The following is a 25,548-nucleotide window of genomic DNA, read 5'->3' as shown; positions in this document are numbered from 1 at the left end:
ACGATGGCGTACGCACTCAAGGCGCTCGCCCTGTCGGCCGCGGCGGCCCTCACGGTGCTCGGCGGCACTCCGGCGGCCGCCGCCCCGGCCGACGACGGGGGCAGCGACCAGTGCACCTTCCCGTCCAAGGCGTACGCGGGCCGCCCCTGGGCGCTCCAGCGCGTGCTTCTGGACGAACTGTGGCGCCAGTCGACCGGCAGGGGCATGAAGGTCGCCGTGATCGACACGGGCGTCGACATCAAGAACGCCCAGCTCAAGGGCGCGGTGGACGCGTCCAGGGGCAAGAACCTCCTGCAGAAGGACCTCAAGGACCAGAACGGCCAGCCGCTCCCGCGCGGTGCGGAGAACGGCACGACAGACACCGTCGGCCACGGCACGAAGGTCGCCGGAATCATCGCGGCCCGCCCCGCCAAGGGAACGGGTTTCGTGGGCCTCGCCCCCGACGCGACGATCATCCCGATCGAGCAGAACGACGCGGACGGCCACGGCACGGCGCAGACCCTGGCGGACGCCATCCGCTACGCGATCAGCGCGGGCGCCGATGTCATCAACATCTCCCAGGACACGGCGAACGCGGTGGAACCGGCGCCCGCCCTGAAGCAGGCCGTGGACACGGCTCTCGCGAACAACATCGTGGTGGTCGCCTCGGCCGGCAACGACGGTCTGGGCGGCAACGTCAAGCAGACGTACCCGGCGTCGTACCCCGGCGTCCTCGCGGTCGCGGCCTCGGATCGCAACAACGAGCGGGCGGCGTTCTCGCAGTCCGGCGAGTTCGTGGGCGTGGCCGCGCCAGGCGTCGACATGGTCTCCACGGTGCCCGGCGGCGGCCACTGCGCCGACAACGGTACGAGCTTCTCGGCCCCGTACGTCGCGGGCGTCGCGGCCCTCATCAAGGCCAAGCACCCCAAGTGGACCCAGCGCGAGGTCGTCGCCCAGATCGAACAGACCGCGGAACGCTCGGTGTCCGGCCACGACCGCCTGGTCGGCTGGGGCGTGATCGACCCGGTCCGCGCCCTCACGGAGGACGACCACCCGATCGAGACCCCGGTGGCCCACGAGGGCATCACTCCGGCGAAGGCCCCGACCCCCGCGGCCCTCCATCTCGGCGAAACGGACGAGCAGCGCACGGAACGCCTGGCCACGTACGTGGCGGCTGGGGCGGCGGTTCTGGTTGCGGTCCTGAGCGGGGCAGCGGTGGCGACCCGGGATGCGCGGCGGCGTAGCCAGAGGGTGGCCGGGCTGCGGGGAGCGGAATGAATGCGAGGGCTTCGTGCAGAACGGGTCAAGGGCGTTCTAGATCTGGCCTCCGTGGACTAGCAGGCGACCGATGCTGATGAAGAACTGATCAGAAGTGAGTAGACGTACTCATGCGGCGTGCGGTGAGCCCTCGTAGTGTCGAGGTGGCCGGGTCAACTCAGGCGCGCTGATAGTCCGTTGGGCGGGCGACAGGCGTTGGCTAGAGTGACAGCGGGGCGATACGCGGTGTCAATGGGGCGGATCGCGGCGCGGGTGAACGGCAATGGTTTTGGTTTACGGGGAGGGTGTCATGGGGCGTTGTGCCCACATGGGCGGAGGTGGCGGCGATGAGCGGTGACCTCGAAAAGGGCATGGAGGCGCTGACGACCTTTAAGAGGCGGGTGGACGCGATGCTCACTGAGTTCGAGGGTTCGCACGGCAGCTCCACGAAGATCGCGGACCAGCAGATCGCCCGCACGTCCTTCAGCTCCGGAAATGCCGCTTTCCCCGAGGCGGACGGCCTCTTCACCCAGTACCACCGCGTACACGAACACCTGACGTCGCTGTCGAAATCGCTCGGCCACCAGATCGAGGCGATGGGGATCGCTGCGCATGGGGCGGATATCGGGTTCGACAATCTGGATGAGGAGATGCGGCAGCGGTTCTGGGCGATCAAGTCCGCGACCGACTACGACGCCGAGCAGGCTCAGCGCGAAAAGGACGGCAAGCCGAAGCCGCAGCGCACGGACGACAAGACTTCCGGGACGGGGTGGTAGCGGTGACGGACAAGAAGCCTCAGCCCTCACAGCCTGCGGCTCCGCAGCTGACGGACAAGCAGCGCGTGAGCGAGCAGGTCGGCGTCACCGACATGACCACTGAGGCGGCGCAGGCGCTGTCGGGCCTCTTCCCCTTCGGGGGGGCGGTCCGCTTCTTCGGAAAGACCGATTTCGAGGGCCATCAGCTCAACGACATGATCGACCTGGTCGAGCACGCCAACCCGGCGCACCTGACCAACGCTGGTGATGCTCTTTTCAAAGCTCGGGATGCGATGAAGAAGGCAGCCGACGAGCTCAAGAAGAACGTCGGCGCGGTCCACTGGGAGGGGGAGTCGGGCGACGCGTTCCGCACGTGGGGCGACAACCTCTTTGGAAATACACACCAGTTGGCGGACTTCGCCGAAGTGGCGGCCGTTCAGATCAGCGCCGCGGGCTCGGGCCTGGCATCGGTGAGCAAGGCCATGCCCCAGCGCGACCACCGCACCGAGCCGGTCAAGGTCGCAGATATTCCGCCGACGAAGAGGATCGCGGGGAACGCGGAGTACGAGGCGGCGGTGAAGGTGGAGAAGGACCGCCAAGAGGCGATCAACCAGATGAACCGCCTGTCGTCCTTCTACTCGGTCTCAGAGCAGACCCTGGCTGCGCAGCAGCCGCCTATTTTTGGGCCTCCGCCCAATGTGGGAGTGCCTCAGCCGCTGCCTGGCACCGGCGATCCCATCATCCCGGTCAGAGCGGCAGAGCCCGGGCAATCAACTCGGTTCCACCCGGAAGATGGAGGGAGCACCTCTCACCGAGCCGTTGCAGAATCAGTGTCGGCACCTGGGCACTTGGAAGCCAACCTCAACCCTTACGGGCAGCTAGTGGGTGGTTCGTTACCTTCCCCGGCCCCCGCCCTTGATCGCAATGCTGGCACGGAGCTGAACAGCGTCACTTCACTTCCGGCGCCATCGGCGGGGCAAGTGGCCACGACCCCTCCGCCTACCAGCACAACCAACCCTGGTCTTGGGTCTGTTCCTCCCGTTGCGAGTGGCTCCTGGAACCTGCCTGCCGACAGCGTGACCAGAGCCGTTAGAGCGGTAGGCGGGATCTCTGAATCAGCGCAGTCCCACGCAGGAGCACGCCAGGGAGTTACGGGGGCGACTGGTGCGGGGCCCTCAACTTCGAATCCAGTGGGGCGTCCTGCCAATACAGCCCAGGGGGTGGGCAGAGGTTCAGCCTCCCCAACGGGACAATCCCCGATAGGGCGAGGTGTCTCGGGAGGGACTCCGCGTGCTGCAGGGGCGGGTCCTTCACGTGCCGGATCGGCAGGAATCCTAGGGCGGGGCAACGGAATCGTCGGTGGGCGACCGAATGCCGCAGCGCCGAACTCCGCTGGTTCCCACACACGCAGGAGTGCTGTGGTCGGCGGCGAAGCGACGACAGGAAACATCAAGCCAAGTGGCGGGCCTGGTCCACGTGGTGTTGTTGGAACGCGTGGCCCAACTGCTTCCGGAGCAGCGCAGAAGGGTCGACGCCTCACAGGTGGGCCGGATGGCGTGGTCGGCTCCCCGATGGGGCGGTCGGCTGGCGCTCGTTCAGGGCGTAATACCTTTACCAAGGGTGGCGAAGGCCTGGTGCGGGAGCGGCCTTCTGATTCAGAGGACGAAGAATTCTCTGAACTCGAGGACTGATTGACCGAGACGACTAAGCGCCCATTCTGGTCGCCGAGGCGTTTACTACTACCGATTCGATCAGGGACAGGGCGAGGACGTTAGGCGCATGAAGCCACCAATGAGCGGACGCAAGCAGTGCAGCCCGATGTTTGGGGTGCGCGCTGGAAGACGGGTGGTCTCCGTTAGCGCAGCGCTCGCTGCCTGGGCTGTCGGGTCTGTGGGATTGGCTCCTCACGCCACCGCTGATGACGCCCCGCTCAAGCAATGGTACCTGGACGCCATGCACGCAGAAGACTTGTGGAAGGTGAGTACCGGCAAGGGCGTCAAAGTTGCTGTTGTGGATACCGGCGTCAATGCGGACACACCTTCCCTGAAGGGGCAAGTGCTCAGTCAGGAAGTCCCGGCAGCTGCTGCATACGGGGCAACCAAGGATTATGACGGCCATGGTACGACGATGGCGGAGATGATCGCCGGAACCGGCCAGGGCGGAGGGATCAAAGGGTTGGCTCCGGGGGCTAAGATCATCCCTCTCAGGATCGTGCTGAGTACGTTGAAGGATCCTGCGGAGTTGAAGCTTACGAAACTTCCGGCGCAGGCGATTCGGGCAGCTGCGGATTCGGATGCCAAGATCATCAACATGTCTTTCGGGGCGCATACGAAAGATCCTGGCCTGGAGGACGCAGTTAGGTATGCAGCGTCAAAAGGTAAGTTGATGTTTGCCGGAACTGGCAATGACGGCGAGGAGAACAATGGCCTGCTCGAATTTCCTGCCGCGTTGCCCGGTGTCGTAGGCGTTGCGGCTGCGGATGCCAAGGGCACTGTTGGAAAGTTCTCCCACTCAGGCGACTCTGTTGATCTGGCAGCGCCAGGCCTGAATGTTTCGCGATGGTGCAACGCCGAGTTCCAGGCCTATTGCACTGCCGACGGCACCAGCGCCGCCTCCGCCATCGCCTCCGCCTCAGCCGCCCTGATCTGGTCCGCTCACCCCACCTGGACCGCCGACCAAGTGCTGCGCACGATGATCGACACCGCCGGGCGGTCCTGGGACAAGAGCACCCCCAGTAAGTACCTCGGCTACGGGCTGATCCGCCCCCGGCTCGTCGTGGAGCAGGCGAACATCAACCCCGGCCCCGCCGACGTCGACCCTCTTGCCAAGGAGAACGGGGGGAGTGGCGCGCCCCCGGCCACCCCGGCCGCGCCCAGCTCCTCGCCGGCCCCGAAGGGCGAGGCTGTCGCCAGGGGTGAAGGCCAAGGCGAAGGTACGGGCGGGGCCAAGGGCGGCGGAAGCACGCCCTGGGTCGTCGGCGGGGTCCTCGTCGGGCTCGTCGTCATCGGGGGCGGCGTGTTCGCCGTGCTCAGGACGCGGCGCCGCGGCGCCTGAGCGCGGGGGCGCCGGCACCGGCACACCGCGGCGCTCGGCTGACGTACGGCCATCCGCACCACCACTATCACCAGCATCGCCACCACGAAGGGAAGGCCTGGCATGACGCAGGACCAGCGGGTATCAGACAGCGAAATGGCCAAGTTGGAGGGGCAGATCCTCGACCGGTTCGAATCGGTGAAGGGCCAGGTCAACCAACTCCAGAACGTGATCAACAGCCTCGAAGGGGCCTGGGAGGGCATCGGCGCCCACGCCTTCGACAAGAAGCAGACCCACATCAACAACCAGATGGTCCACATGGGTCGGCTGCTCCTGGACTTCCTTGAGGCGATGAAGGCGACCCGCACCCTCAAGGGCGACACCGACGAGGAGGTCCGCAAGGCCCTCATGGGCATCGACGTCGTGGACGGTTACAGCGGTGACGCGGGGGCCACGACCGCGATCACCTCGAACCTCAGCACGTACTAGTCGCGCCGGGTTCGCCCCGCCTCGCGGCGTCAGCCCACAACCACCTTATTCACCAAAGAGATTGGGGAAGTCATGCCTGACAACAGCGGCGATGTCCTCGGAGTCCACTACGGCAGCCTGGACCAGGCGGCCGAAGCCATCAAGAACCAGGCCGGCAAGCTCCAGCAGGACCTTGAGGACATCGGCAAGCTGGTCGACAGGGCCGCCGCCAACTGGCACGGCCAGGCCCACGAGGTGTACGCCACCAAGCAGCGGGACTGGAACAACACCGCCCAGAGCGTTCAGACCTCGCTGATGCAGATCGCCAACGCCGTAGCCGAGGCCGGCCCGACCTACCGCGCCGGGGACCACAAGGCGGCCGGCTACTTCCAGTGAGGAGTGCCGGGAATCGGCGAACGGGGTGGGCACGCGCGGGAGGTGCCCACCCCGTTCTGTGTCCGCGGGAGCGGTGACTGCTACGCCTCGATGCCCCCGTTGCGCACCGACGGCTCCAGGTCGAACTCCCCGTCCCGCGCGCCCAGTACGAACGCCTGCCACTCCGCCTCGGTGTACCGCAGCACCGTCTCCGGGTCCACGGAGGACCGCATGGCCACGGCGCCGGCCGGCAGGTAGGCGATCTCGACGCGCTCCTCGTCCTCGGACGTGCCCGGGGCGCTGTGCCACTCGACCCCCGAGATGTCGAGGGCGTACAGCTCGTTCTTCTCGCGCTCCTTGCGCTCCTGGAGTTCCCTGTCCTGTTCCTCAGCCATGACGGAGCGATTCCTTCCAGACGTGCCGACCCGGACGTGCCAAGCGCAGCCGATAGGTACATCAACCAGCTGTCCGCTCAGCCTACTTGGCGGCGTGAGGTGCGCGCGGGTGAGCGGGCGGGAATCGAGTGCATGGGGGGCTGAGGCAAAAATCCCGCACAGGCGGTGCAGGCCTGAGCGCCGTCTGCCCTGGCAGCTCGCCGACCCGGCCGGTACACGACACCCTCCGGCTATCGACAGCAAGAGTGCCCGCGCCTGGCGCACGGGGCACCCCCGGAGCGCAATCGGCGCCCGCGACGTCGAGAGGCAGCGCCCCGTTGGTCGGAGAGCTGGCTCTGGCCCCGAGCCAGCCGCCCGCTCTCGATCACGGGAATAGTTGGGAGGCGGCGGCCCGGAGACCGTCAAGGCCGTCTGTCTGCTGTTTCGCCGTCGAGGTCGAACCGACACCACACTGTCTTGCCGCCCGGCTCCTTCGGCATCCACCAGACCGCCGCTGCCACACGCTGAACGAGCAGCAGCCCCCGGCCGCTGTCCGGTAGCACTGCTTCCGGCAGTTCCCCCAGCAGGCCCAGGGAAAGGGAGAAGGTGTCTCCCAGAGGAAGCAGAGGAGGCGTCGAGTCCTCATCCGCGACCCCGACGAACAACCACTTCGGCCACAACTTGAAGGTCACATCGTTGCGCCGACTCCCACCAGGACGAGCCAGGCAGCAGTCCGGCACCGCATGATGCACCACATTGCCGACCAGTTCGGAGACGATCAGCCGGACATCGGCCACGGTCTCATCCGCAACCGAGCCCTGAAGGAACGTGGTCGCCATGTCACGCGCCACACGGAGCGTGTCGGGGAACTCTGCGAAGAGAGTCAGCTGCAAGAGGTTCCCGGCTGAGGACGGGTCGGGCTCGACGTACCAGTGGGCGAACGCGTCCAGTTCGTTCATCACGTGCTCGTGCCGCTCCGCTCTTCTCGTATCCATGCCACAAGCCACCATCTCTGGGCGCCAGCACCGAGAGTTTCTCGTGGACGCCGGATGGCTGTTTCTGCTGAATGCATGCGTCCAGTACGACCGGGGACAGCACGAGGCCGCGAACCTCAGTACGGCCGCCGCACTTCGCATTGGTGGCGAGGCCGAACACGGAGAGATCAAGGCTTGGGCGTGGGAGATCGAGGCGTGGTTCGCTCACTCAGTGCCGATGGCAGGACATGCTCCACGCTGTGGAAGCCGGGCACGTCGCCGACCAGACGCACTCCGTCGGCGTGCAGCTGTACGCGCACAAGGCGCGCCGCCGCACGCATGGGGGACGCCAGCCTGGTCCGTGACTCCCTTGACGCGGGCCGCGCGAGGCTGGACCGTCTGCCCCGACCGGACCACCCCGAGCACCACTTCATCATCGACCCGGACAAATGGGACTTCTACGAGATGGACGCGTATCGGCTACTCGGAGACGATGAACGCGCCGCCTCCCACGCTCGATCTGTCATCGGCATCAGCACTGGCCCCGACGGAACCGAAATCTCTCCCATGCGCGCCGCAGAGGCCCGTCTCACACTGGAAGTCGCTGCCGCACACCCCGGCGACATCGATGAGGCCGTAGGCATGGGGACCACGGCCCTTGCAGTGGATCGCAAGTCGCTTCCGTCTCTGCTTTTGGTCGCCAACGAGCTGGACAAGGGACTTCGCTCCCGCTACCCCCGCGAGACCGCTTCGCGCGACTTCCACGAACAGATCTTGACCACCGCGCGAGGCACGACCACGCCAGACCTCACTTTCTGAGGGCGCCTGCCCCTGACGAGCGGCGACGGCGGCCTCTTACGGACGTGTGCAGCCCTGTGCCTTCATTGCCGCGGGGAGGTAGGCCCGCAGGAAGGAGACGAGAGCGTCCCTGCGCTCGGAGACCTTCTCGGGGACGGGCTTCTCCAACTGGACCAGAGCGACGAAGCGTTGCTTCTTGCCCTGGTGGGTGCAGTCGGCGAAGGCGATGGCGCCCCAGTCGGCGACCTGGGCGCCGTCGCCCAAATTGACTGCCGAGGGATGGCCCATGCGCTGCATCCCTCGGGGGTCCAGCTTGATGGGGTCGGTATCGGTCGAAATGACGTCCCCGTTCAAGTAGACGACACGATCCGTATCGACCGCCAAGCGACAGCGAGGGCTCCCCGCCCCCGCGTCGTACTTGTCCTGGGTGAGCTTCTTCCCCGGCGGCAACAGGGGTGATAGGAGGGCCGAATCGATGGGGACCCCGCACGCCTCCTTCGGGATGGCGTAGTCGTGCGACTCCGCGCAGCCCGCCGCCGCTAGTGCCAGTGCTGCGGTGGCCAGCATGGCCTTCCGGATCGGTTTGTGCATGGTCAAGGCGGAGCTCTTTCGTGGAGGCCGGGGACTGCGCGGAGCCCCGGTGCGTGATGCCGGGGTGGAACGAGTCGCGGTCACTGCTGCCCCGCCAGTCCCTTCGCCCGCGCATTGCCGTCGAATGCTGCCCCGTCGATCTCCGACGTGATCGTGTAGGAATTGGCCCCTTGATGGCTGGGGTTGGCGTTCATCCAGACTTGGGCGAGGCTCTGGAGCTGATTCTCGCGGGCGGTGAATGTCTTGCTGTTCTCATCGGTCGCCACCCCTACTCCATCAACCCCGTCTGCACCAGCGGCTTCCCCCGCTTGCGGGAGACGAACATGCCGCGGCCCGTCGGCATCGGGCGGGGGCGGACGCCCGCCAGGATGTCGCCCTCGGCCGGGTCGCCGGCCAGGACCACGCCCTGGGCGCCCAGCTCCTTCACGCGCTGCATGAACGGCTCGTACGCGGCGCGGCCCGCGCCCGCCGTGGAGCGGGCGATGATGAAGCGGACGCCGACATCGCGGGCGAACGGCAGCAGTTCGGTGAGTTTGGCGAGCGGGTTGCCGCTGGACGTCGACACCAGGTCGTAGTCGTCCACCACGACGTACACCGTGGGGCCGCGCCACCAACTGCGGTCGCGCAGCTGCTGCGCGGTCACATCCGCGCTGGGCGCGCGGCGCTGCATGAGGTCGGCCAGGGCGTCCATGTGGTGGTCCATGGCGTTCGACATGGGGATGTACTCGGCCAGGTGCGAGGGCGGGGTCACATCGAGCAGCGTCCGCCGGTTGTCCACCACGAACAGCTTGCACACGTCACCCTCGTACCGCTGCGTGAGCTGGGTGATCAGGAGGCGCAGCAGGTTCGACTTGCCCGACTCGCTCTCGCCGAAGATGAGGAAGAACGGGTCCTGTTCGAAGTCGACGAAGACCGGCTCCAGGTTGTTCTCGTCCAGCGCGAAGGCCACGCCGCGGTCCGGGAAGGCGTGGCCGGGCGGGAGTTGGGCCGCCGGGAGTTCGCGGGGGAGGAGGCGGACCGCGGGGGCGCCAGGGGCCGTCCAGTGCCGGGTGACCTCGGTGGCCAGGGCGGCCGTGGCGTCGGCGAGGTCGGTGTCGGACTGGAGGCCGTCGATGCGCGGCACGGCCGCCATGAAGTGCTGCTTCTGCGGGGACTGGCCGCGGCCGGGCACCCCGACCGGGACGTTGGCCGCGACCTTGCGGTCGAACTCCGAGTCCATGGTGTCGCCGAGCCGCAGCTCCAGGCGGTTCATGAGGTGGTCCTTGAGGTTGGCCCTGACCTCCATCGAACGCGACGCGGTCAGCACCAGGTGGATGCCGTAGCCGAGCCCCCGGGCCGCGATGTCCAGGACGACCTGCTCCAGGCCTTCGTACTCGGTACGGAAGTTGCCCCAGCCGTCGATGACGAGGAACACGTCGCCCCACGGCTGGTCGGCGACGGAGATGGTGCCGCGCGCCCGGCGGGTCCGGAAGTCGGCGATCGAGGCGATGCCCGCCGAGCGGAAGTACTCCTCGCGGCGGGTCAGCACCCCGTACACCTCGGCGACGGTGCGCCGCACCCGCTCCGGGTCAAGGCGTGAGGCGACGCCGCCGACGTGCGGGAGACCGGCGACCGCGGCCATGCCGCCACCGCCGAAGTCGAGCCCGTAGAACTGCACTTCCTGCGGGGTGTGGGTGAGCGCGAACGACGCGAGCAGGGCGCGTACGAGTGTCGACTTGCCGGACTGTGGGCCACCCAGGATCTGAAGATGGCCCGCCGCGCCGGAGAAGTCGCACCAGAGTGGGTCGCGGCGCTGCTCGTACGGCTTGTCGACGAGGCCCAGCGGCACGACCAGCCGTCCGGCACCCTCGTAGTCGGGCTGAGTGAGACCGCGCCCCGGCACCGGGGCGAGGCCCGGCAGCAGCGAGTCCAGGGCCGGCGGACTGTCCAGCGGCGGCAGCCACACCTGGTGTGCGGCCGGCCCGCGCGCTTCGAGGCGGCGCACGATGACGTCGAGCACCGTGTCGGCGAGCGCGTCGTCGGTCTGCGGCCCGGCCTCGGCGCGGGGGCCCGGCACGGTCTGCGGGGCGTACGTCACCGGAACCTCGGCGGCGGTGAACAGCACCGGCCGCCGGTCGACGGGCACCGGCCCGTCGATGCCCGCGGCCCGGTAGCCGCCCGAGCGGTACACACCGGAGACGTACGCCGCCTTGAAGCGGGTCATCTCGTCGGTGCCGAACTTCAGATAGCCCGAGCCGGGCACACTCGGCAAGTGGTAGGCGTCGGGGACGCCGAGGGCCGCGCGCGACTCGGCGGCCGAGAAGGTGCGCAGACCGATCCGGTAGGAGAGGTACGTCTCCAGACCGCGCAGCCTGCCCTCTTCCAGGCGCTGGGATGCGAGCAGCAGATGCACGCCGAGCGAGCGGCCGATGCGCCCGATCTGCACGAACATCTCGATGAAGTCCGGTTTGGCGGTAAGCAGTTCGCTGAACTCGTCGATGACCAGGACGAGCGAGGGCACCGGCTGGAGCGCGGCGCCGGCCACGCGGGCCCGCTCGTAGTCGTGGATGTTGGCGTAGTTGCCCGCGTCGCGCAGCATCTCCTGGCGGCGGTTGAGTTCGCCGCGGATGGAGTCGCCCATGCGGTCGACCAGGGTGAGGTCGTCGGCGAGGTTGGTGATGACGGCTGCGACGTGCGGCATCTGCGCCATACCGGCGAAGGTCGCGCCGCCCTTGAAGTCGGCGAGGACGAAGTTCAGGGTCTCGGAGGAGTGGGTGACGGCGAGGCCGAGCACGAGGGTGCGAAGCAGCTCCGACTTGCCCGAGCCGGTCGCGCCGACGCACAGGCCGTGGGGGCCCATGCCGTCCTGCGCGGCCTCCTTCAGGTCGAGCATCACGGGGCGGCCGTCCTCGCCGACGCCGATCGGTACCCGCAGCCGCTCGGAGGCGGAACGGGGCCGCCAGGTGAGCGCGGTGTCCACCGCCGCCGCGTCGCCCAGGCCCAGCAGATCGGTGAACTCCAGGTTGGCCAGCAGCGGTTCGTCGTCATCACCACCCGAGGCCATGCGCAGCGGGGCGAGCTGACGGGCCAGCGCGTCGGCCGACTCGTAGGAAAGGAGATCGGGCGTGCCCTCGTACACGAGGCCGTGGCTCGACTCCAGGCGGAGTGTGCGCGGGTGTACGACCACCGCCAAATCGCCCCGGGCGCCGGTGAGTTCACCGGGAACCACCTCGACGACCGTGACGCCCTGCAGGCCCTCGGCGGAGGCGAGGACCGACATCGGGGGCGGCGACACCCCGTCGAGTACGACGACGATGTGCGGCTCCTCCGGCAGCGGCGCGCCCTCCGGGTGGAAGCGGGGGCGGCCGGTGAGGCGGGGTGCGAGCAGCTCTTCGAGTTCGGCCGCGCTGCGGCTGATCAGGCGCCGACTGCCCGCGCCGTCACTGAGACCGGGGGCCTGGGTGTGCGGCAGCCACTTGGTCCACTCCCAGTGCGCCGAGGCGGACGGGGACGCGGCGACCGCGATCACCAGGTCCTCCGGAGAGTGCAGGGAGGTGAGCGAGGCGGTCAGGGCGCGCACCGTGGCGCGTACCGTCTGCGGCTCCCCGCTGACCGTCAGGTGGTAGAAGGCGCGCAGCGAGACCGCCATCGGGAGGTCCTCCACCGTCTGGTGGGTGGCCAGAAATCGCTGCATGGCGCCCGCCGTCAACGGCTCCAGCTGGTCGACGGGCGCGGTCTGCGGCGGCACCAGCGGAGTGGCGAGTGCCTGGGGGCCGAGCCCGATGCGCACCTGACCGAAATCCTCGTCGCCCGCCCGGCGTTCCCACACCCGGCTGCCCTCGGCGACGAGCGCCCACAGCTGCTCGGGCGAGGGGTGCAGGTAGTACTGCGCGTCGCGCTGCTTGTGCGCGGCCGCGGCGGCCGCGCGCCGGGTCTGGCCGAGATAGCGCAGGTAGTCGCGGCGCAGGTCCGCCAACTGACCCTGGGACCCCTTGCGGTAGCGCACGATCATCGCCACCGACATGGCCACCGTCGAGGCGACCATCACCATGCCCATGACCTTCATGAACGGCTGCGAATTCGGCATGAAGAAGAACACCACGGAGCCACCCATGCCCAGCATGGGTAGGAGTTGCATCAGCGCACCCTCCTGCTGTCCGCGTGGCAGCTCCGGCGGGGGCTGGAGAACGACCTCCTCCGTCGGCACCTCGGACGGCAGAGCCCGTGGCAGGCGCTTGACGATGATTTGGCTCACAACGCACCAATTCTCTTGGCAGTCGAAGAAGTTCAGCCCGCCGCCCCGTGTCCGGCGAACGCCGACCGCGGTGGGATCCTACTGACATCCGATGTGATCGGCTGGCGATAGGGTGCCGTCTGTTCGCGTAAGCACCCGCGAACAGAGCGAAGCAATCTGGGCATTTGATGCGACGGGCGAACGACCCGGCACCGGGCGACCGGGCACCGCGAGCGCAACCAGTGAAGCCAGCGAAGGGGAAGCCGAAGGTGACCACGACGACCACCGCGACGACGGCCGCCGAACCGAACCGGCCCGGCCAGACAACCGGCGCGGGCCTCGGCTTCTGCCGGGTGACGATCGTCGCGCCGGACGGCCGCATCGACGTGGCGCTGCCCGACGACATCCCGGTCGCCGACATCTACCCCGAGATCCTGCGGCTCGCCCAGCAGAGCCCGGAAGAGGGCGCCCCGGTCGGTTACTCGCTGGTGCGCCGCGACGGCACCGTCCTCGACAGCGCCCGCTCCTTCGCCGCCCAGGCGATCCTCGACGGTGAGCTGCTCACCCTGCGCCCCTTCTCTCAGTCGCTGCCGCCCGCCGTCTTCGACGACGTCTCCGAGGCCGTCGCCTCCGCGGTCACCCAGGACCGCACACTGTGGAACACCGGGCTGACCCGCGCCGCGGGCCTCATCGGCGGCGGCGTGCTGTTCGTCCTGCTCGCCTTCGCCGCCTGGACGGGCGACCCGCGCCACGACATGCACGGCGCGCCGGGCATCCTCGCCGCCGTCGCCGGAGTACTGCTGCTCACCCTCGCGGCCGTACGTGCCCGGATCTACGACGACCAGCTCTCCGCCGTCGCGCTCGGCCTCGGCTCGCTGCCCAACATCGCGGTCGCCGGGTCCGGCCTGCTGCCGCTCGCCACCCACGACGGCGTCGGTCGGCTCCAGGCGCTGCTCGCCTGCGCCGCGGTCCTGATCGCCTCGCTCGTACTCACCCTGCTCTCGCCGCGCGGCGACGGCCCCTTCGTGGCGTTCGGGCTGGCCTCCGCGGTGGGCGTGCTCCTCGTGTTCACCGCGATCCTGACCGGAATGACGCCGACCGAGACCGCCGCGGTCTGCACCCAGCTCGCGGTCGGCGCGCTCGCTTTCCTGCCCGGTCTCTCCATGCGCTTCGCCCGGCTGCCCATCGGCTTCGAGCCCCCGCACTCCTCCCAGCGCGACTTCGGCGACCACCCCGCCCCGCAGGAGCCCGTCGACGCCGAGCGCATCGCCGCCCAGGCCCGGCGCGGCCACGAACTGCTCGTCGGTCTGGTCGGTGGCTGCGCCGTCCTGGCGGCCGCCGGCGCCGCGGTACTCGGGTTCAGTGACAACACCTGGGGTCGCCTGCTCGCCCTGGCCACCGGCGTGGCCATGCTCATGCGGGCCCACCTCTTCCGCTACACCGCCCAGGTCGCCGCCACCCTGGCCGCCGGTCTCGGCGCCCTCGTCCTGCTCGGCCTCGGCCTGTGCGTCAAGGCGCCGCGCGGCCTGATGGCGGACGCGCTGAAGGGCGACACCGCGGCGCTGGACATCCGTACCCTGTGGCTGGTCGCCGCGATCGCCGCCGCAGCGGCCCTGGTCACCGCCATCGCGTTGATCGTGCCCAGCCGCGGAGTGACCCCGTTCTGGGGCCGCTTCCTGGAGATCGCCGAGGGATTCGTCCTGCTCACGCTGCTGCCGCTGACCCTGGCCGTCTTCGACGTGTACGCCAGGGCCCGCGCCCTGACCAGCTGACCGCGCCGCCCGGGGTCAGCCGTCACCCGGGGCACTGGTACGCTGTGTGACGGCCGTTTGTGTACGCGCTCCCGGAAGAGCCCCGCTCATCTGGAAGCTGCGCTCATCGGACCTTCGCCTCCGAGTTACGGAAGCTCCCCTGAGATCAAGACCAGGGGCACTCGTGGGCGCATCGAACAATACTGAGGAGTAAGCGTGCCGCTCGACGCCGCTACGAAGAAGCAGATCATGTCCGAGTTCGGTCAGAAGGAGGGCGACACCGGATCCCCCGAGGTCCAGGTCGCCATGCTCTCCCGCCGCATCTCGGACCTGACGGAGCACCTCAAGACCCACAAGCACGACCACCACTCGCGTCGTGGTCTGCTGATCCTCGTCGGCCAGCGCCGCCGCCTTCTGCAGTACCTGGCCAAGAAGGACATCCAGCGCTTCCGTGCGCTGGTCGACCGCCTGGGCATCCGCCGCGGTGCGGCCGGCGGCGCCAAGTAAGCATGCTGTGAAGGGAGCGGTTCCCACCTATTAGGGGGCCGCTCCCTTTGCTGTACATGCGAGACGTACCGAACGCTCAGTAGTCTGGTACGCACAACAGAACAAGCTTCACCGAAAGACGCTTCACCACAACGCGCTTCACCGCGCGAGAGCGAGCAGAAGCCCTCCTCCGCCGCCGGTCCTCGGTAGTGGCCCCCGGAACGCACGGAAACCGGGTGCTTCGATCGAAGACCGGCCCGCCCTCAGGAGCGCTTCTCCGCCGCTCACCCACCGTCCCCGCGCCACACGGGCCCGGGGACGAAAAGACGACATTGCATCCAACAAAATGGAGAACACGCTAGTGGAGAACGAGACCCACTACGCCGAGGCCGTCATCGACAACGGCTCCTTCGGCACCCGCACCATCCGCTTCGAGACGGGCCGCCTGGCCAAGCAGGCCGCCGGCTCCGCCGTGGCGTACCTGGACGACGACACCATGGTGCTGTCGGCCACGACCGCCTCCAAGAAGCCCAAGGACCAGCTCGACTTCTTCCCCCTCACGGTGGACGTCGAGGAGCGGCAGTACGCGGCCGGCAAGATCCCCGGCTCCTTCTTCCGCCGCGAGGGCCGGCCCTCCGAGGACGCGATCCTCACCTGCCGTCTGATCGACCGCCCGCTGCGCCCGTCCTTCAAGAAGGGCCTGCGCAACGAGATCCAGGTCGTCGCGACGATCATGGCGCTCAACCCCGACCACCTGTACGACGTCGTCGCGATCAACGCCGCGTCCGCGTCCACGCAGCTGGCCGGCCTGCCCTTCTCCGGCCCGATCGGCGGCGTCCGCGTCGCGCTGATCCGCGGCCAGTGGGTGGCGTTCCCGACGCACACCGAGCTTGAGGACGCCGTCTTCGACATGGTCGTCGCCGGTCGCGCCCTTGAGGACGGCGACGTCGCGATCATGATGGTCGAGGCCGAGGCCACTGAGAAGACCATCCAGCTGGTCCAGGGCGGCGCCGAGGCGCCGACCGAGGAGGTCGTCGCGGCCGGTCTGGACGCCGCGAAGCCCTTCATCAAGGTCCTCTGCAAGGCCCAGGCCGACCTCGCCGCCAAGGCCGCGAAGCCGACCGGCGACTTCCCGGTCTTCCTCGACTACCAGGACGACGTCCTGGAGGCGCTCGCCGCCGCGGTCAAGGGCGAGCTCGCGCAGGCGCTGACCATCGCGGGCAAGCAGGACCGCGAGGCCGAGCTGGACCGCGTCAAGGAGATCGCCGCCGAGAAGCTGCTCCCGGCCTTCGAGGGCCGCGAGAAGGAGATCTCCGCCGCGTACCGCGCGCTGACCAAGAAGCTGGTCCGCGAGCGCGTCATCAAGGACAAGGTCCGCATCGACGGCCGTGGGATCACGGACATCCGTACCCTGGCCGCCGAGGTCGAGGCCATCCCGCGCGTGCACGGTTCCGCGCTGTTCGAGCGTGGCGAGACCCAGATCCTGGGCGTCACCACCCTCAACATGCTCCGGATGGAGCAGCAGCTGGACACCCTTTCGCCGGTGACCCGCAAGCGCTACATGCACAACTACAACTTCCCGCCGTACTCGGTCGGCGAGACCGGCCGCGTGGGTTCGCCCAAGCGCCGCGAGATCGGCCATGGCGCGCTCGCCGAGCGCGCCATCGTGCCGGTCCTGCCGACCCGCGAGGAGTTCCCCTACGCGATCCGTCAGGTGTCCGAGGCCCTCGGTTCCAACGGCTCGACGTCCATGGGCTCGGTCTGCGCCTCCACCATGTCGCTGCTGAACGCCGGTGTGCCGCTCAAGGCCCCCGTCGCCGGTATCGCCATGGGCCTGATCTCCCAGGAGATCGACGGCAAGACGCACTACGTCGCCCTCACGGACATCCTCGGTGCCGAGGACGCGTTCGGTGACATGGACTTCAAGGTCGCCGGTACGAAGGAGTTCGTCACCGCGCTCCAGCTCGACACCAAGCTGGACGGCATCCCGGCCTCCGTCCTGGCCGCGGCCCTCAAGCAGGCCCGCGACGCCCGCCTCCACATCCTCGACGTGATGATGGAAGCGATCGACACCCCGGACGAGATGTCCCCCAACGCCCCGCGGATCATCACCGTCAAGATCCCCGTGGACAAGATCGGTGAGGTCATCGGCCCCAAGGGCAAGATGATCAACCAGATCCAGGAGGACACCGGCGCCGAGATCACGATCGAGGACGACGGCACCATCTACATCGGTGCCCAGGTCGGCTCGCAGGCGGAGGCCGCCCGCGCCACGATCAACAGCATCGCCAACCCGACCATGCCGGAGGTCGGCGAGCGCTACCTGGGTACGGTCGTCAAGACCACCACCTTCGGTGCGTTCGTGTCCCTGATGCCGGGCAAGGACGGTCTGCTGCACATCTCGCAGATCCGCAAGCTCGCCGGTGGCAAGCGCGTCGAGAACGTCGAGGACGTTCTCGGTGTGGGCGCCAAGGTCCAGGTCGAGATCGCCGAGATCGACTCCCGCGGCAAGCTCTCGCTTGTCCCGGTGATCGAGGGCGAGACGGCCGACGAGGCTGAGAAGGACGACGCCGCCAAGTGACGTCCCGTAGTTCCGCGACGACGGCCCGCCCCTCTTCGGAGGGGCGGGCCGTCGCCCGTACCCAAACGCTCCTGAAGGGTCACAACGGCATCGGCACCGTTCGCCGTACGACCCTCCCCGGCGGCCTGCGGGTCGTCACCGAAACCCTTCCCTCCGTCCGGTCCGCGACCTTCGGCATCTGGGTCCAGGTGGGTTCGCGCGACGAGACGCCGACGCTGAACGGCGCCACGCACTACCTGGAGCACCTCCTCTTCAAGGGCACCAAGAAGCGCAGTGCCCTCGACATCTCCTCCGCCCTGGACGCGGTCGGCGGCGAGATGAACGCCTTCACGGCGAAGGAGTACACCTGCTACTACGCGCGGGTGCTCGACACCGATCTGCCGCTGGCGATCGATGTGGTGTGCGACATGCTGACGGACTCGCTGATACTTGCCGAGGACGTGGACGCCGAACGCGGCGTGATCCTCGAAGAGATCGCGATGACCGAGGACGACCCGGGCGACTGCGTGCACGACCTGTTCGCGCACACCATGCTCGGCGACACCCCCCTCGGCCGTCCGGTCCTCGGCACCGTCGACACGATCAACTCGCTCACCCAGGCGCAGATCTCGCGCTTCTACAAGAAGCACTACGATCCGCGTCACCTGGTCGTCGCGGCCGCCGGAAACGTCGACCACGCCACCGTCGTACGCCAGGTCCGCAAGGCCTTCGAGAAGGCCGGCGCGCTTTCGCACACGGACGCGGTCCCGGTCACCCCGCGCGGCGGTGCCCGCGCCCTGAAGACCGTCGGCCGGGTGGAACTGCTCAACCGCCGCACGGAACAGGCGCATGTCGTCCTCGGCATGCCGGGCCTGGCCCGCACCGACGAGCGCCGCTGGGCGCTCGGAGTGCTGAACACGGCCCTGGGCGGCGGCATGTCGTCCCGCCTGTTCCAGGAGGTCCGCGAAAAGCGCGGTCTGGCCTACAGCGTCTACTCGTACACCTCGGGCTTCGCGGACTGCGGCCTGTTCGGCGTGTACGCGGGCTGTCGCCCCAGCCAGGTCCACGACGTCCTGAAGATCTGCCGCGACGAACTGGACCGGGTGGCGAACGAGGGCCTTTCCGACGACGAGATCGGCCGCGCGGTCGGCCAGCTCTCCGGCTCCACCGTCCTCGGCCTGGAGGACACCGGGGCGCTGATGAACCGTATCGGCAAGAGCGAGCTGTGCTGGGGCTCCCAGATGTCGGTCGACGACATGCTGGCCCGGATAGCGGAGGTCACCCCGGACGACGTCCGAGAGGTGGCACGTGATGTCCTGGGGCAGCGTCCCTCGCTGTCCGTCATCGGCCCGCTGAAGGACAAGCAGGCCGACCGCCTCCACGAAGCGGTCTCGTAACCCGAAGCGGTCTCGCAACCCCTAAGGAATCAAGCGAATGAGCAAGCTGCGCGTGGCGGTCCTCGGCGCGAAGGGCCGGATCGGCTCCGAAGCGGTACGCGCCGTGGAAGCCGCCGACGACATGGAGCTGGTCGCGGCCCTCGGCCGCGGCGACAAGCTGGAGACGCTCGCCGAGACGGGCGCCCAGGTCGCGGTCGAACTGACCACCCCCGCCTCGGTGATGGACAACCTGGAATTCTGTGTACGCCACGGCATCCACGCCGTCGTCGGCACCACGGGCTGGACCGAGGACCGCCTCGCGCAGCTGAACACCTGGCTGGACGGCTCCCCGTCCACCGGCGTGCTCATCGCCCCGAACTTCTCCATCGGCGCCGTCCTGACCATGAAGTTCGCCCAGCTCGCGGCCCCGTACTTCGAGTCGGTCGAGGTCGTCGAGCTGCACCACCCCAACAAGGTCGACGCCCCGTCCGGTACCGCGACGCGTACGGCCCAGCTGATCGCGGCGGCCCGCGCCGAGGCGGGCGTGGGCCCCGCGCCGGACGCCACGGCCACCGCCCTCGACGGGGCCCGGGGCGCCGACGTGGACGGCATCCCGGTGCACGCCGTCCGGCTGCGCGGCCTCCTGGCCCACCAGGAAGTGCTGCTCGGCGCGGAGGGCGAGACCCTCACCGTGCGCCACGACTCCCTGCACCACAGCAGCTTCATGCCGGGCATCCTGCTCGGCGTCCGCCGCGTGGTGACCACTCCGGGCCTCACCTTCGGCCTGGAACACTTCCTCGACCTCAACTGAGCGGCACCGTCGGTCCCATGCGCGCGAAAATCACCTACCTCATCACGGCCGCCGTCCTGGTCTTCTACTTCGTCCTGGCCGGCAGCCGTGGCGTGATGCTCATCGAACAGGGCACCTGGATCACCGTCACCATGGGTGTGGCGGTGCTGATCCTGCCGTTGATCGGCATCTGGTTCCTCTGGGCGAACACCCGCTTCGTCACCAAGGCCAACAAGCTCGCGGCCGAGCTGGACGCCGAAGGCGGCCTGCCCGTCGACGAGTTGGTCCGCACGGCGGGCGGCCGCATTGACCGGGACTCGGCCGATGCCGTCTTCGCCCGGCGCAAGGCGGAGACGGAGGATGCCCCGAACGACTGGCGCTGCTGGTTCCGGCTCGCGGTCGCCTACCAGGACGCCCGCGACACCCCGCGGGCCCGCAAGGCCATGCAGCGGGCGATCGCCCTGCGCGAGCGCGAGCCGGCCGGGGCTTAGCCGCGACCCGGCCTTCGGGTCCGGCCTTCGGTCTGGGAGGTCGGAACCGGGCTTTCGGGGACTGTCGGCAGCCGGGCCCGCCGGTCAGGCGTGCCGGTACTCGTCGCCCCAGGCCTCCACCAGGTCCGCGGCACGGTCGAAGGCCTCGCTCCGTGCCAGGAAGTCCGCGCTGTGATCGGTGAGCAGCGGCGCCGACAACTGGCCGTCCTGCCGCTCGGCGATCAGCGCCTGCCCCTGGACGGTCCGCGGCAGCCCGAGCCAGCGCACCGGCTGCTGAACTGTCCGTACTCCCCGGATCTGCTGCCACGCCACCGTGGTGGTGGAGAAGAAGGCGACCCGCCGAAGACCGGCCCGGCTGACCCAGGCGCCGACCCGCAGCAGCCGCAGCGACGAAGCGATCACGATCACGGCGACGCCCAGCACGACAAGACCGCCCACGGGCTCCCCGGCGGCGGCGATGATCACGGCGGCGAGCAGGACGAACGAGGCGAGGAGCAGCAGGACGGCCGCCCCGGCGACCCGCCATGGGCCGGGCCGGTAGGGCCGCCGCCAGCGATCGTGGTCGTCGAAGGGCAGCGCGGTGTCGTCGGAGTACTCACCGGGTGCGTCAACTGCGCGGTCGGCCGTCAGGAAGGGCAGGGGCACGACTGATCCTCACTCACAAGCACGCTCGATTGGGCTGTGCGGGGTGAGGCTACCCAGGAGGTCACCGTGCGGCCACCTCCGGGGTCCGGGCGCGCGTCGGCGCGTTCGGGGCGCCGGTCCACGGCCGTCAGCGTCCGGTGGAGGCCTCGGACTGCTGGCTCTGCGCGGGGGACTGGGGGCTCGCCATGGCGGGCAGCCCGAAGAGCAGCGCACCGGTGAGCCCGGCTATGACGGTGAGCCCGACCAGGGTCCGGCCGACGAGCTGACCTGCGCTCGCGCGTTCGCGGGGCGGTGGCTCGACGTTGCTGCGGTACCGGTCGGCCTCGGCGACGAATGCGAACGGAACGGGCTCACGCCGGCGGAACATGGGGGCGCATCTCCTTGGAAACTCGAGGGGCTGTCGAACTTGTTGCTGCTTACTGGTACAGACGCGCGGCACTGCCGATTGGTGCCCGAATTCGCCGAATTGGCCGAAGAATGTGGTGACGACCCGTCAGGGACAGAGTTGTCAGTGGCGGCCCGTAGAGTGGGCGCCGCCCGAGCGACGCAATCGGAAGGACCCGCCGGTGACCGACACCCCCGCCCCAGAGCTCAAGCCCAGCTTCCGCAGCGACGTCACCGTCGACCTGGTGAAGCACTCGGCGTCCGATTCGGACGTGCTGTGGGCCGCCCGTGTCTCCACGGCGGGTGAGCAGTCCCTGGAAGAGCTCCAGAAGGACCCCGAGCGCTCCAAGGGCCTCATCAACTACCTGATGCGGGACCGGCACGGCAGCCCCTTCGAGCACAACTCGATGACCTTCTTCATCAGCGCCCCGATCTTCGTCTTCCGCGAGTTCATGCGGCACCGCGTGGGCTGGTCGTACAACGAGGAGTCGGGCCGGTACAGGGAGCTCCAGCCGGTCTTCTACGTCCCGGGCCCCGAGCGCAAGCTGGTCCAGCAGGGCCGCCCCGGCAAGTACGAGTTCACCGAGGGTTCGCCGGCCCAGCAGGAGCTGACCGAGCGCGTGATGGAGGACTCCTACCGCCGCTCCTACGAGGCGTACCAGGAGATGCTGGCGGCCGGTGTCGCCCGCGAAGTCGCCCGCGCCACGTTGCCGGTCGGCCTCTTCTCCTCCATGTACGCGACGTGCAACGCGCGTTCGCTGATGCACTTCCTCGGCCTGCGCACCCAGCACGAGCTGGCCAAGGTCCCGTCCTTCCCGCAGCGGGAGATCGAGATGGTCGGCGAGAAGATGGAACGGGAGTGGGCCCGGCTGATGCCCCTCACCTACGCGGCCTTCAACACCAACGGCAGGGTGGCCCCGTAGCCGCGTGGATTGACAGCCGGACGCGACCATACCGGCACAGATGTGCGGTTACCCCGCGCAAAGTGTCCGTATTGCGGCGTTTCGTGAAGTTCATCTAGGCTGATCAAACGGACCCGGCACTGCTTGAACCCCCGAGCAGGCAGTGCCGGGCTCCCTTTGCCACCTGCCCCCGAGGGGGGACCCGGCGCTGAGCAGCGAGTAGCGTGTTACCCATGGCTCCGATCTCCACTCCGCAGACCCCCTTCGGGCGGGTCCTCACCGCCATGATCACGCCCTTCACGGCGGATGGCGCACTCGACCTCGACGGCGCCCAGCGACTGGCCGCCCATCTGGTCGACGCAGGCAACGACGGGCTGATCGTCAACGGCACCACCGGCGAGTCCCCGACCACCAGCGACGCGGAGAAAGACCAGCTCGTACGGGCCGTACTGGAAGCCGTCGGAGACCGGGCCCACGTCGTGGCCGGAATCGGCACCAACGACACGCGCCACACCCTCGAACTCGCCCGTACGGCCGAACGCTCCGGTGCCCACGGCCTGCTCGCCGTGACGCCGTACTACAACAAGCCCCCACAAGAGGGCCTGTTCCGGCACTTCTCGGCCATCGCCGATGCCACCGAGCTCCCGGTGATGCTGTACGACATCCCCGGCCGCAGCGGCGTACCGATCGACACCGAAACCCTCGTCCGGCTCGCCGAGCACCCCCGGATCGTCGCCAACAAGGACGCCAAGGGCGACCTCGGCCGCGCCAGCTGGGCCATCGCTCGCTCCGGCCTCGCCTGGTACTCCGGCGACGACATGCTCAACCTGCCGCTCCTCTCGGTCGGCGCCTGCGGCTTCGTCTCCGTGGTCGGCCACCTGGTCACCCCCGAACTGCGCGCCCTGCTCGACGCGTACCTCGCCGGCGAGGTAAGCAAGGCCACCGAGATCCACCAGCAGCTGCTCCCGGTCTACACCGGGATGTTCCGCACCCAGGGCGTCATCACCACCAAGGCCGCCCTTGGCCTCCAGGGCCTGCCGGCCGGACCGCTGCGCCTGCCCCTGGTCGAGCTCACGGCGGAAGAATCCCGCCAGCTGGCGCTCGATCTGGCGGCCGGTGGGGTACAGCTCTAACCACAGACTTCACAACTGAATACGCGCCAGACGAACGCGCGAAACCCATACACAACAGCAAGTGCACGAATGACATACGCGCCACGTGCCCTATAGGTACGTGGCGCGTGTGGTGAGGAGAGTCTTTTGAGTCATCCGCATCCTGAACTCGGCACCCCGCCGAAGCTTCCCAAGAACGGCCTGCGCGTCACACCGCTCGGCGGTCTCGGCGAAATCGGCCGGAACATGACCGTCTTCGAGTTCGGCGGCCGCCTGCTCATCGTCGACTGCGGCGTCCTCTTCCCCGAGGAGGAGCAGCCCGGCATCGACCTGATCCTGCCGGACTTCAGCTCCATCCGGGACCGCCTCGACGACATCGAGGGCATCGTGCTGACGCACGGCCACGAGGACCACATCGGCGGCGTCCCGTACCTGCTCCGCGAGAAGCCGGACATCCCGCTGATCGGCTCCAAGCTGACCCTCGCGCTCATCGAGGCCAAGCTCCAGGAGCACCGCATCCGCCCGTACACGCTGGAGGTCGCCGAGGGCGACCGCGAGCGCCTGGGCCCCTTCGACTGCGAGTTCGTCGCGGTCAACCACTCCATCCCGGACGCCCTCGCGGTCGCCATCCGCACCCCCGCGGGCATGGCCGTCGCGACCGGCGACTTCAAGATGGACCAGCTCCCGCTCGACGGCCGTCTCACCGACCTGCACGCCTTCGCGCGGCTGAGCGAGGAGGGCATCGACCTCCTCCTCTCCGACTCGACGAACGCCGAGGTCCCCGGCTTCGTGCCGCCGGAGCGGGACATCTCCAACGTCCTGCGCACCGTCTTCGCCAACGCCGACAAGCGCATCATCGTGGCCAGCTTCGCCAGCCACGTGCACCGCATCCAGCAGATCCTGGACGCAGCGCACGAGTACGGCCGCCGGGTCGCCTTCGTCGGCCGTTCGATGGTCCGCAACATGGGCATCGCGCGCGACCTCGGCTACCTGAAGGTCCCGGCCGGCCTCGTCGTCGACGTCAAGACGCTGGACGACCTGCCGGACGACGAGGTCGTACTGGTCTGCACGGGTTCGCAGGGCGAGCCCATGGCCGCGCTGTCCCGGATGGCCAACCGCGACCACCAGATCCGGATCGTCCAGGGCGACACCGTGATCCTCGCGTCGTCCCTCATCCCGGGCAACGAGAACGCGGTCTACCGCGTCATCAACGGCCTGACCCGCTGGGGCGCCAACGTCGTCCACAAGGGCAACGCCAAGGTGCACGTCTCGGGTCACGCCTCGGCCGGCGAGCTGCTGTACTTCTACAACATCTGCAAGCCGAAGAACCTGATGCCGGTCCACGGCGAATGGCGCCACCTGCGGGCGAACGCGGAGCTCGGAGCCCTCACGGGCGTGCCGAAGAACCACATCGTCATCGCCGAGGACGGCGTGGTGGTCGACCTGGTCGACGGCACCGCGCGGATCGTCGGCAAGGTCCAGGCGGGCTACGTGTACGTCGACGGCCTCTCGGTCGGCGACGTGACGGAGTCCTCCCTGAAGGACCGCCGCATCCTCGGTGACGAGGGCATCATCTCGGTGTACGTGGTGGTTGACTCCAGCAGCGGCAAGATCACCAGTGGCCCGCACATCCAGGCGCGCGGTTCCGGCATCGAAGATTCGGCGTTCGGCCCCGTGGTCGGGAAGATCGAGGAAGCGCTGAACCGGTCCGCCCAGGACGGCGTGGTCGAGCCGCACCAGCTCCAGCAGCTGATCCGCCGCTCGGTGGGCAAGTGGGTCTCGGACACGTACCGCAGGCGCCCGATGATCCTGCCCGTGGTCGTCGAGGTCTGACGCCCACCGCAGTGGTACGCCCGGAGCGGGGCGCCCCGATTTGCATCGGGGCGCCCCGCTCCAGTACGTTTATGCCTCCGCCTGAACGGGAACCCGGCACACTCGTGTGCGTACGGGACGCCCGGACGGGGCGGGAAATCCGACTCAGAATCTCTGATAAAGTCGGGTCCGCCGAAAGGGAAACGCGAAAGCGAAGAACTCGAAGCAAACCCCAGTTCCGGCGGGGAATCGGACACGAAAGCGTCTGATAGAGTCGGGAACACGAAATACCGAAGGGAAGCGCCCGGAGGAAAGCCCGAGAGGGTGAGTACAAAGGAAGCGTCCGTTCCTTGAGAACTCAACAGCGTGCCAAAAGTCAACGCCAGATTGACAACCCCGTATCCGTTTCGGCGGATCGAGGT

General features: G+C 68.6%; 24 protein-coding genes. 15 read left to right on the top strand and 9 right to left on the bottom strand.

All coding sequences use genetic code 11. The features are described 5' to 3' along the window. Window positions 1-3: 3 nt before the first annotated feature. Complete coding sequence (gene mycP, locus OG522_RS10615) at window positions 4-1,257, top strand: type VII secretion-associated serine protease mycosin (RefSeq protein WP_329462709.1); 1,254 nt, start codon at window positions 4-6, stop codon at window positions 1,255-1,257. Between the two features lie 326 nt (window positions 1,258-1,583). Further along, window positions 1,584-2,012, top strand: a complete 429-nt coding sequence (locus tag OG522_RS10610; protein WP_329462708.1) for a hypothetical protein — start codon at window positions 1,584-1,586, stop codon at window positions 2,010-2,012. Between the two features lie 26 nt (window positions 2,013-2,038). Here OG522_RS10610 and OG522_RS10605 read toward each other — a convergent pair whose 3' ends face one another. After that, window positions 2,039-2,332, bottom strand: a complete 294-nt coding sequence (locus tag OG522_RS10605; RefSeq protein WP_329462707.1) for a hypothetical protein — start codon at window positions 2,330-2,332, stop codon at window positions 2,039-2,041. Between the two features lie 95 nt (window positions 2,333-2,427). Further along, the gene (locus tag OG522_RS10600; RefSeq protein WP_329462706.1) at window positions 2,428-2,601 is read right to left on the bottom strand and encodes a hypothetical protein; all 174 of its coding nucleotides are present in this window, start codon (window positions 2,599-2,601) and stop codon (window positions 2,428-2,430) included. Between the two features lie 1,343 nt (window positions 2,602-3,944). On the opposite strand from OG522_RS10600, the gene OG522_RS10595 reads away from it, so the two are divergent. The 3 genes from OG522_RS10595 to OG522_RS10585 all read left to right on the top strand — a co-directional run bounded on the left by OG522_RS10595 (window position 3,945) and on the right by OG522_RS10585 (window position 5,888). Then, window positions 3,945-5,045 (top strand): S8 family serine peptidase, encoded by a 1,101-nt coding sequence (locus OG522_RS10595; protein ID WP_329462705.1) that lies wholly within the window; start codon window positions 3,945-3,947, stop codon window positions 5,043-5,045. A gap of 102 nt (window positions 5,046-5,147) precedes the next feature. Continuing rightward, on the top strand, window positions 5,148-5,513 hold the full coding sequence (locus tag OG522_RS10590) for a WXG100 family type VII secretion target (protein WP_329462704.1): 366 nt from the start codon (window positions 5,148-5,150) through the stop codon (window positions 5,511-5,513). Between the two features lie 72 nt (window positions 5,514-5,585). Further along, window positions 5,586-5,888, top strand: a complete 303-nt coding sequence (locus tag OG522_RS10585) for a WXG100 family type VII secretion target (protein ID WP_329462703.1) — start codon at window positions 5,586-5,588, stop codon at window positions 5,886-5,888. An 80-nt stretch (window positions 5,889-5,968) separates the two neighbouring features. On the opposite strand, the gene OG522_RS10580 is transcribed toward OG522_RS10585, so the two are convergent. Then, window positions 5,969-6,262, bottom strand: a complete 294-nt coding sequence (locus tag OG522_RS10580) for a DUF397 domain-containing protein (protein WP_329462702.1) — start codon at window positions 6,260-6,262, stop codon at window positions 5,969-5,971. Between the two features lie 401 nt (window positions 6,263-6,663). Further along, entirely contained in the window at window positions 6,664-7,236 is a 573-nt protein-coding gene (locus tag OG522_RS10575) for an ATP-binding protein (protein WP_329462701.1), read from the bottom strand. A 318-nt stretch (window positions 7,237-7,554) separates the two neighbouring features. Between OG522_RS10575 and OG522_RS10570 the strand changes: the two genes are divergently transcribed. Further along, window positions 7,555-8,034: a hypothetical protein gene (locus OG522_RS10570; RefSeq protein WP_329462700.1), complete on the top strand. Its 480-nt coding sequence runs from the start codon at window positions 7,555-7,557 to the stop codon at window positions 8,032-8,034. A gap of 36 nt (window positions 8,035-8,070) precedes the next feature. Here the strand turns inward: OG522_RS10570 and OG522_RS10565 are convergent, their stop codons facing one another. The 3 genes from OG522_RS10565 to eccCa form a co-directional block, all read right to left on the bottom strand. Continuing rightward, window positions 8,071-8,604: a hypothetical protein gene (locus OG522_RS10565; RefSeq protein WP_329462699.1), complete on the bottom strand. Its 534-nt coding sequence runs from the start codon at window positions 8,602-8,604 to the stop codon at window positions 8,071-8,073. An 80-nt stretch (window positions 8,605-8,684) separates the two neighbouring features. Then, a complete protein-coding gene (locus OG522_RS10560; RefSeq protein WP_329462698.1) occupies window positions 8,685-8,870 on the bottom strand; it encodes a hypothetical protein in 186 nt (61 codons plus the stop codon). A gap of 2 nt (window positions 8,871-8,872) precedes the next feature. Beyond that, window positions 8,873-12,838, bottom strand: a complete 3,966-nt coding sequence (gene eccCa / locus OG522_RS10555; RefSeq protein ID WP_329462697.1) for a type VII secretion protein EccCa — start codon at window positions 12,836-12,838, stop codon at window positions 8,873-8,875. A 167-nt stretch (window positions 12,839-13,005) separates the two neighbouring features. Between eccCa and eccD the strand changes: the two genes are divergently transcribed. The 6 genes from eccD (at window position 13,006) to OG522_RS10525 (ending at window position 20,271) form a co-directional block, all read left to right on the top strand. Beyond that, the gene (gene eccD / locus OG522_RS10550; protein ID WP_443074682.1) at window positions 13,006-14,589 is read left to right on the top strand and encodes a type VII secretion integral membrane protein EccD; all 1,584 of its coding nucleotides are present in this window, start codon (window positions 13,006-13,008) and stop codon (window positions 14,587-14,589) included. Between the two features lie 195 nt (window positions 14,590-14,784). Further along, window positions 14,785-15,075 (top strand): 30S ribosomal protein S15, encoded by a 291-nt coding sequence (gene rpsO / locus OG522_RS10545; RefSeq protein ID WP_267056737.1) that lies wholly within the window; start codon window positions 14,785-14,787, stop codon window positions 15,073-15,075. Between the two features lie 340 nt (window positions 15,076-15,415). Next, on the top strand, window positions 15,416-17,635 hold the full coding sequence (locus OG522_RS10540; protein WP_329467535.1) for a polyribonucleotide nucleotidyltransferase: 2,220 nt from the start codon (window positions 15,416-15,418) through the stop codon (window positions 17,633-17,635). Further along, complete coding sequence (locus OG522_RS10535; protein ID WP_329462695.1) at window positions 17,632-19,011, top strand: M16 family metallopeptidase; 1,380 nt, start codon at window positions 17,632-17,634, stop codon at window positions 19,009-19,011. Before OG522_RS10540 ends, OG522_RS10535 begins: the two co-directional genes overlap by 4 nt. Window positions 19,012-19,048: 37 nt before the next feature. Then, on the top strand, window positions 19,049-19,801 hold the full coding sequence (gene dapB, locus OG522_RS10530; protein WP_329462694.1) for a 4-hydroxy-tetrahydrodipicolinate reductase: 753 nt from the start codon (window positions 19,049-19,051) through the stop codon (window positions 19,799-19,801). 17 nt (window positions 19,802-19,818) lie between these two features. Continuing rightward, window positions 19,819-20,271, top strand: a complete 453-nt coding sequence (locus OG522_RS10525) for a hypothetical protein (RefSeq protein ID WP_329462693.1) — start codon at window positions 19,819-19,821, stop codon at window positions 20,269-20,271. Window positions 20,272-20,355: 84 nt separating this feature from the next. Here the strand turns inward: OG522_RS10525 and OG522_RS10520 are convergent, their stop codons facing one another. Together OG522_RS10520 and OG522_RS10515 are read right to left on the bottom strand one after the other, a co-directional pair. After that, window positions 20,356-20,916, bottom strand: a complete 561-nt coding sequence (locus OG522_RS10520) for a hypothetical protein (RefSeq protein ID WP_329462692.1) — start codon at window positions 20,914-20,916, stop codon at window positions 20,356-20,358. Window positions 20,917-21,043: 127 nt separating this feature from the next. Continuing rightward, on the bottom strand, window positions 21,044-21,283 hold the full coding sequence (locus OG522_RS10515; RefSeq protein ID WP_329462691.1) for a hypothetical protein: 240 nt from the start codon (window positions 21,281-21,283) through the stop codon (window positions 21,044-21,046). Window positions 21,284-21,482: 199 nt separating this feature from the next. Between OG522_RS10515 and thyX the strand changes: the two genes are divergently transcribed. The 3 genes from thyX (at window position 21,483) to OG522_RS10500 (ending at window position 25,147) form a co-directional block, all read left to right on the top strand. Beyond that, window positions 21,483-22,223: an FAD-dependent thymidylate synthase gene (gene thyX / locus OG522_RS10510; RefSeq protein ID WP_329462690.1), complete on the top strand. Its 741-nt coding sequence runs from the start codon at window positions 21,483-21,485 to the stop codon at window positions 22,221-22,223. Window positions 22,224-22,435: 212 nt separating this feature from the next. Continuing rightward, a complete protein-coding gene (dapA, locus tag OG522_RS10505) occupies window positions 22,436-23,335 on the top strand; it encodes a 4-hydroxy-tetrahydrodipicolinate synthase (RefSeq protein WP_329462689.1) in 900 nt (299 codons plus the stop codon). Window positions 23,336-23,461: 126 nt separating this feature from the next. After that, window positions 23,462-25,147: a ribonuclease J gene (locus tag OG522_RS10500; protein ID WP_329462688.1), complete on the top strand. Its 1,686-nt coding sequence runs from the start codon at window positions 23,462-23,464 to the stop codon at window positions 25,145-25,147. The last annotated feature ends 401 nt before the right edge of the window (window positions 25,148-25,548 follow it).

Origin of the sequence: Streptomyces sp. NBC_01431 (assembly GCF_036231355.1) — a bacterium.
GTDB lineage: Bacteria > Actinomycetota > Actinomycetes > Streptomycetales > Streptomycetaceae > Streptomyces.
The sequence above is the reverse complement of the archived record's forward strand: the minus strand, read 5'-3'. Positions and strand labels throughout refer to the sequence as shown.

Coding starts and splice junctions, on each gene's coding strand:
- OG522_RS10610 (WP_329462708.1), top strand. CDS start 1,584: ATGAGCGGTGACCTCGAAAAGGGCATGGAGGCGCTGACGACCTTTAAG.
- OG522_RS10575 (WP_329462701.1), bottom strand. CDS start 7,236: ATGGATACGAGAAGAGCGGAGCGGCACGAGCACGTGATGAACGAACTG.
- OG522_RS10595 (WP_329462705.1), top strand. CDS start 3,945: ATGCACGCAGAAGACTTGTGGAAGGTGAGTACCGGCAAGGGCGTCAAA.
- OG522_RS10585 (WP_329462703.1), top strand. CDS start 5,586: ATGCCTGACAACAGCGGCGATGTCCTCGGAGTCCACTACGGCAGCCTG.
- dapB (WP_329462694.1), top strand. CDS start 19,049: ATGAGCAAGCTGCGCGTGGCGGTCCTCGGCGCGAAGGGCCGGATCGGC.
- eccD (WP_443074682.1), top strand. CDS start 13,006: ATGCGACGGGCGAACGACCCGGCACCGGGCGACCGGGCACCGCGAGCG.
- mycP (WP_329462709.1), top strand. CDS start 4: ATGGCGTACGCACTCAAGGCGCTCGCCCTGTCGGCCGCGGCGGCCCTC.
- OG522_RS10570 (WP_329462700.1), top strand. CDS start 7,555: ATGGGGGACGCCAGCCTGGTCCGTGACTCCCTTGACGCGGGCCGCGCG.
- OG522_RS10525 (WP_329462693.1), top strand. CDS start 19,819: ATGCGCGCGAAAATCACCTACCTCATCACGGCCGCCGTCCTGGTCTTC.
- OG522_RS10565 (WP_329462699.1), bottom strand. CDS start 8,604: ATGCACAAACCGATCCGGAAGGCCATGCTGGCCACCGCAGCACTGGCA.
- OG522_RS10580 (WP_329462702.1), bottom strand. CDS start 6,262: ATGGCTGAGGAACAGGACAGGGAACTCCAGGAGCGCAAGGAGCGCGAG.
- dapA (WP_329462689.1), top strand. CDS start 22,436: ATGGCTCCGATCTCCACTCCGCAGACCCCCTTCGGGCGGGTCCTCACC.
- OG522_RS10590 (WP_329462704.1), top strand. CDS start 5,148: ATGACGCAGGACCAGCGGGTATCAGACAGCGAAATGGCCAAGTTGGAG.
- OG522_RS10515 (WP_329462691.1), bottom strand. CDS start 21,283: ATGTTCCGCCGGCGTGAGCCCGTTCCGTTCGCATTCGTCGCCGAGGCC.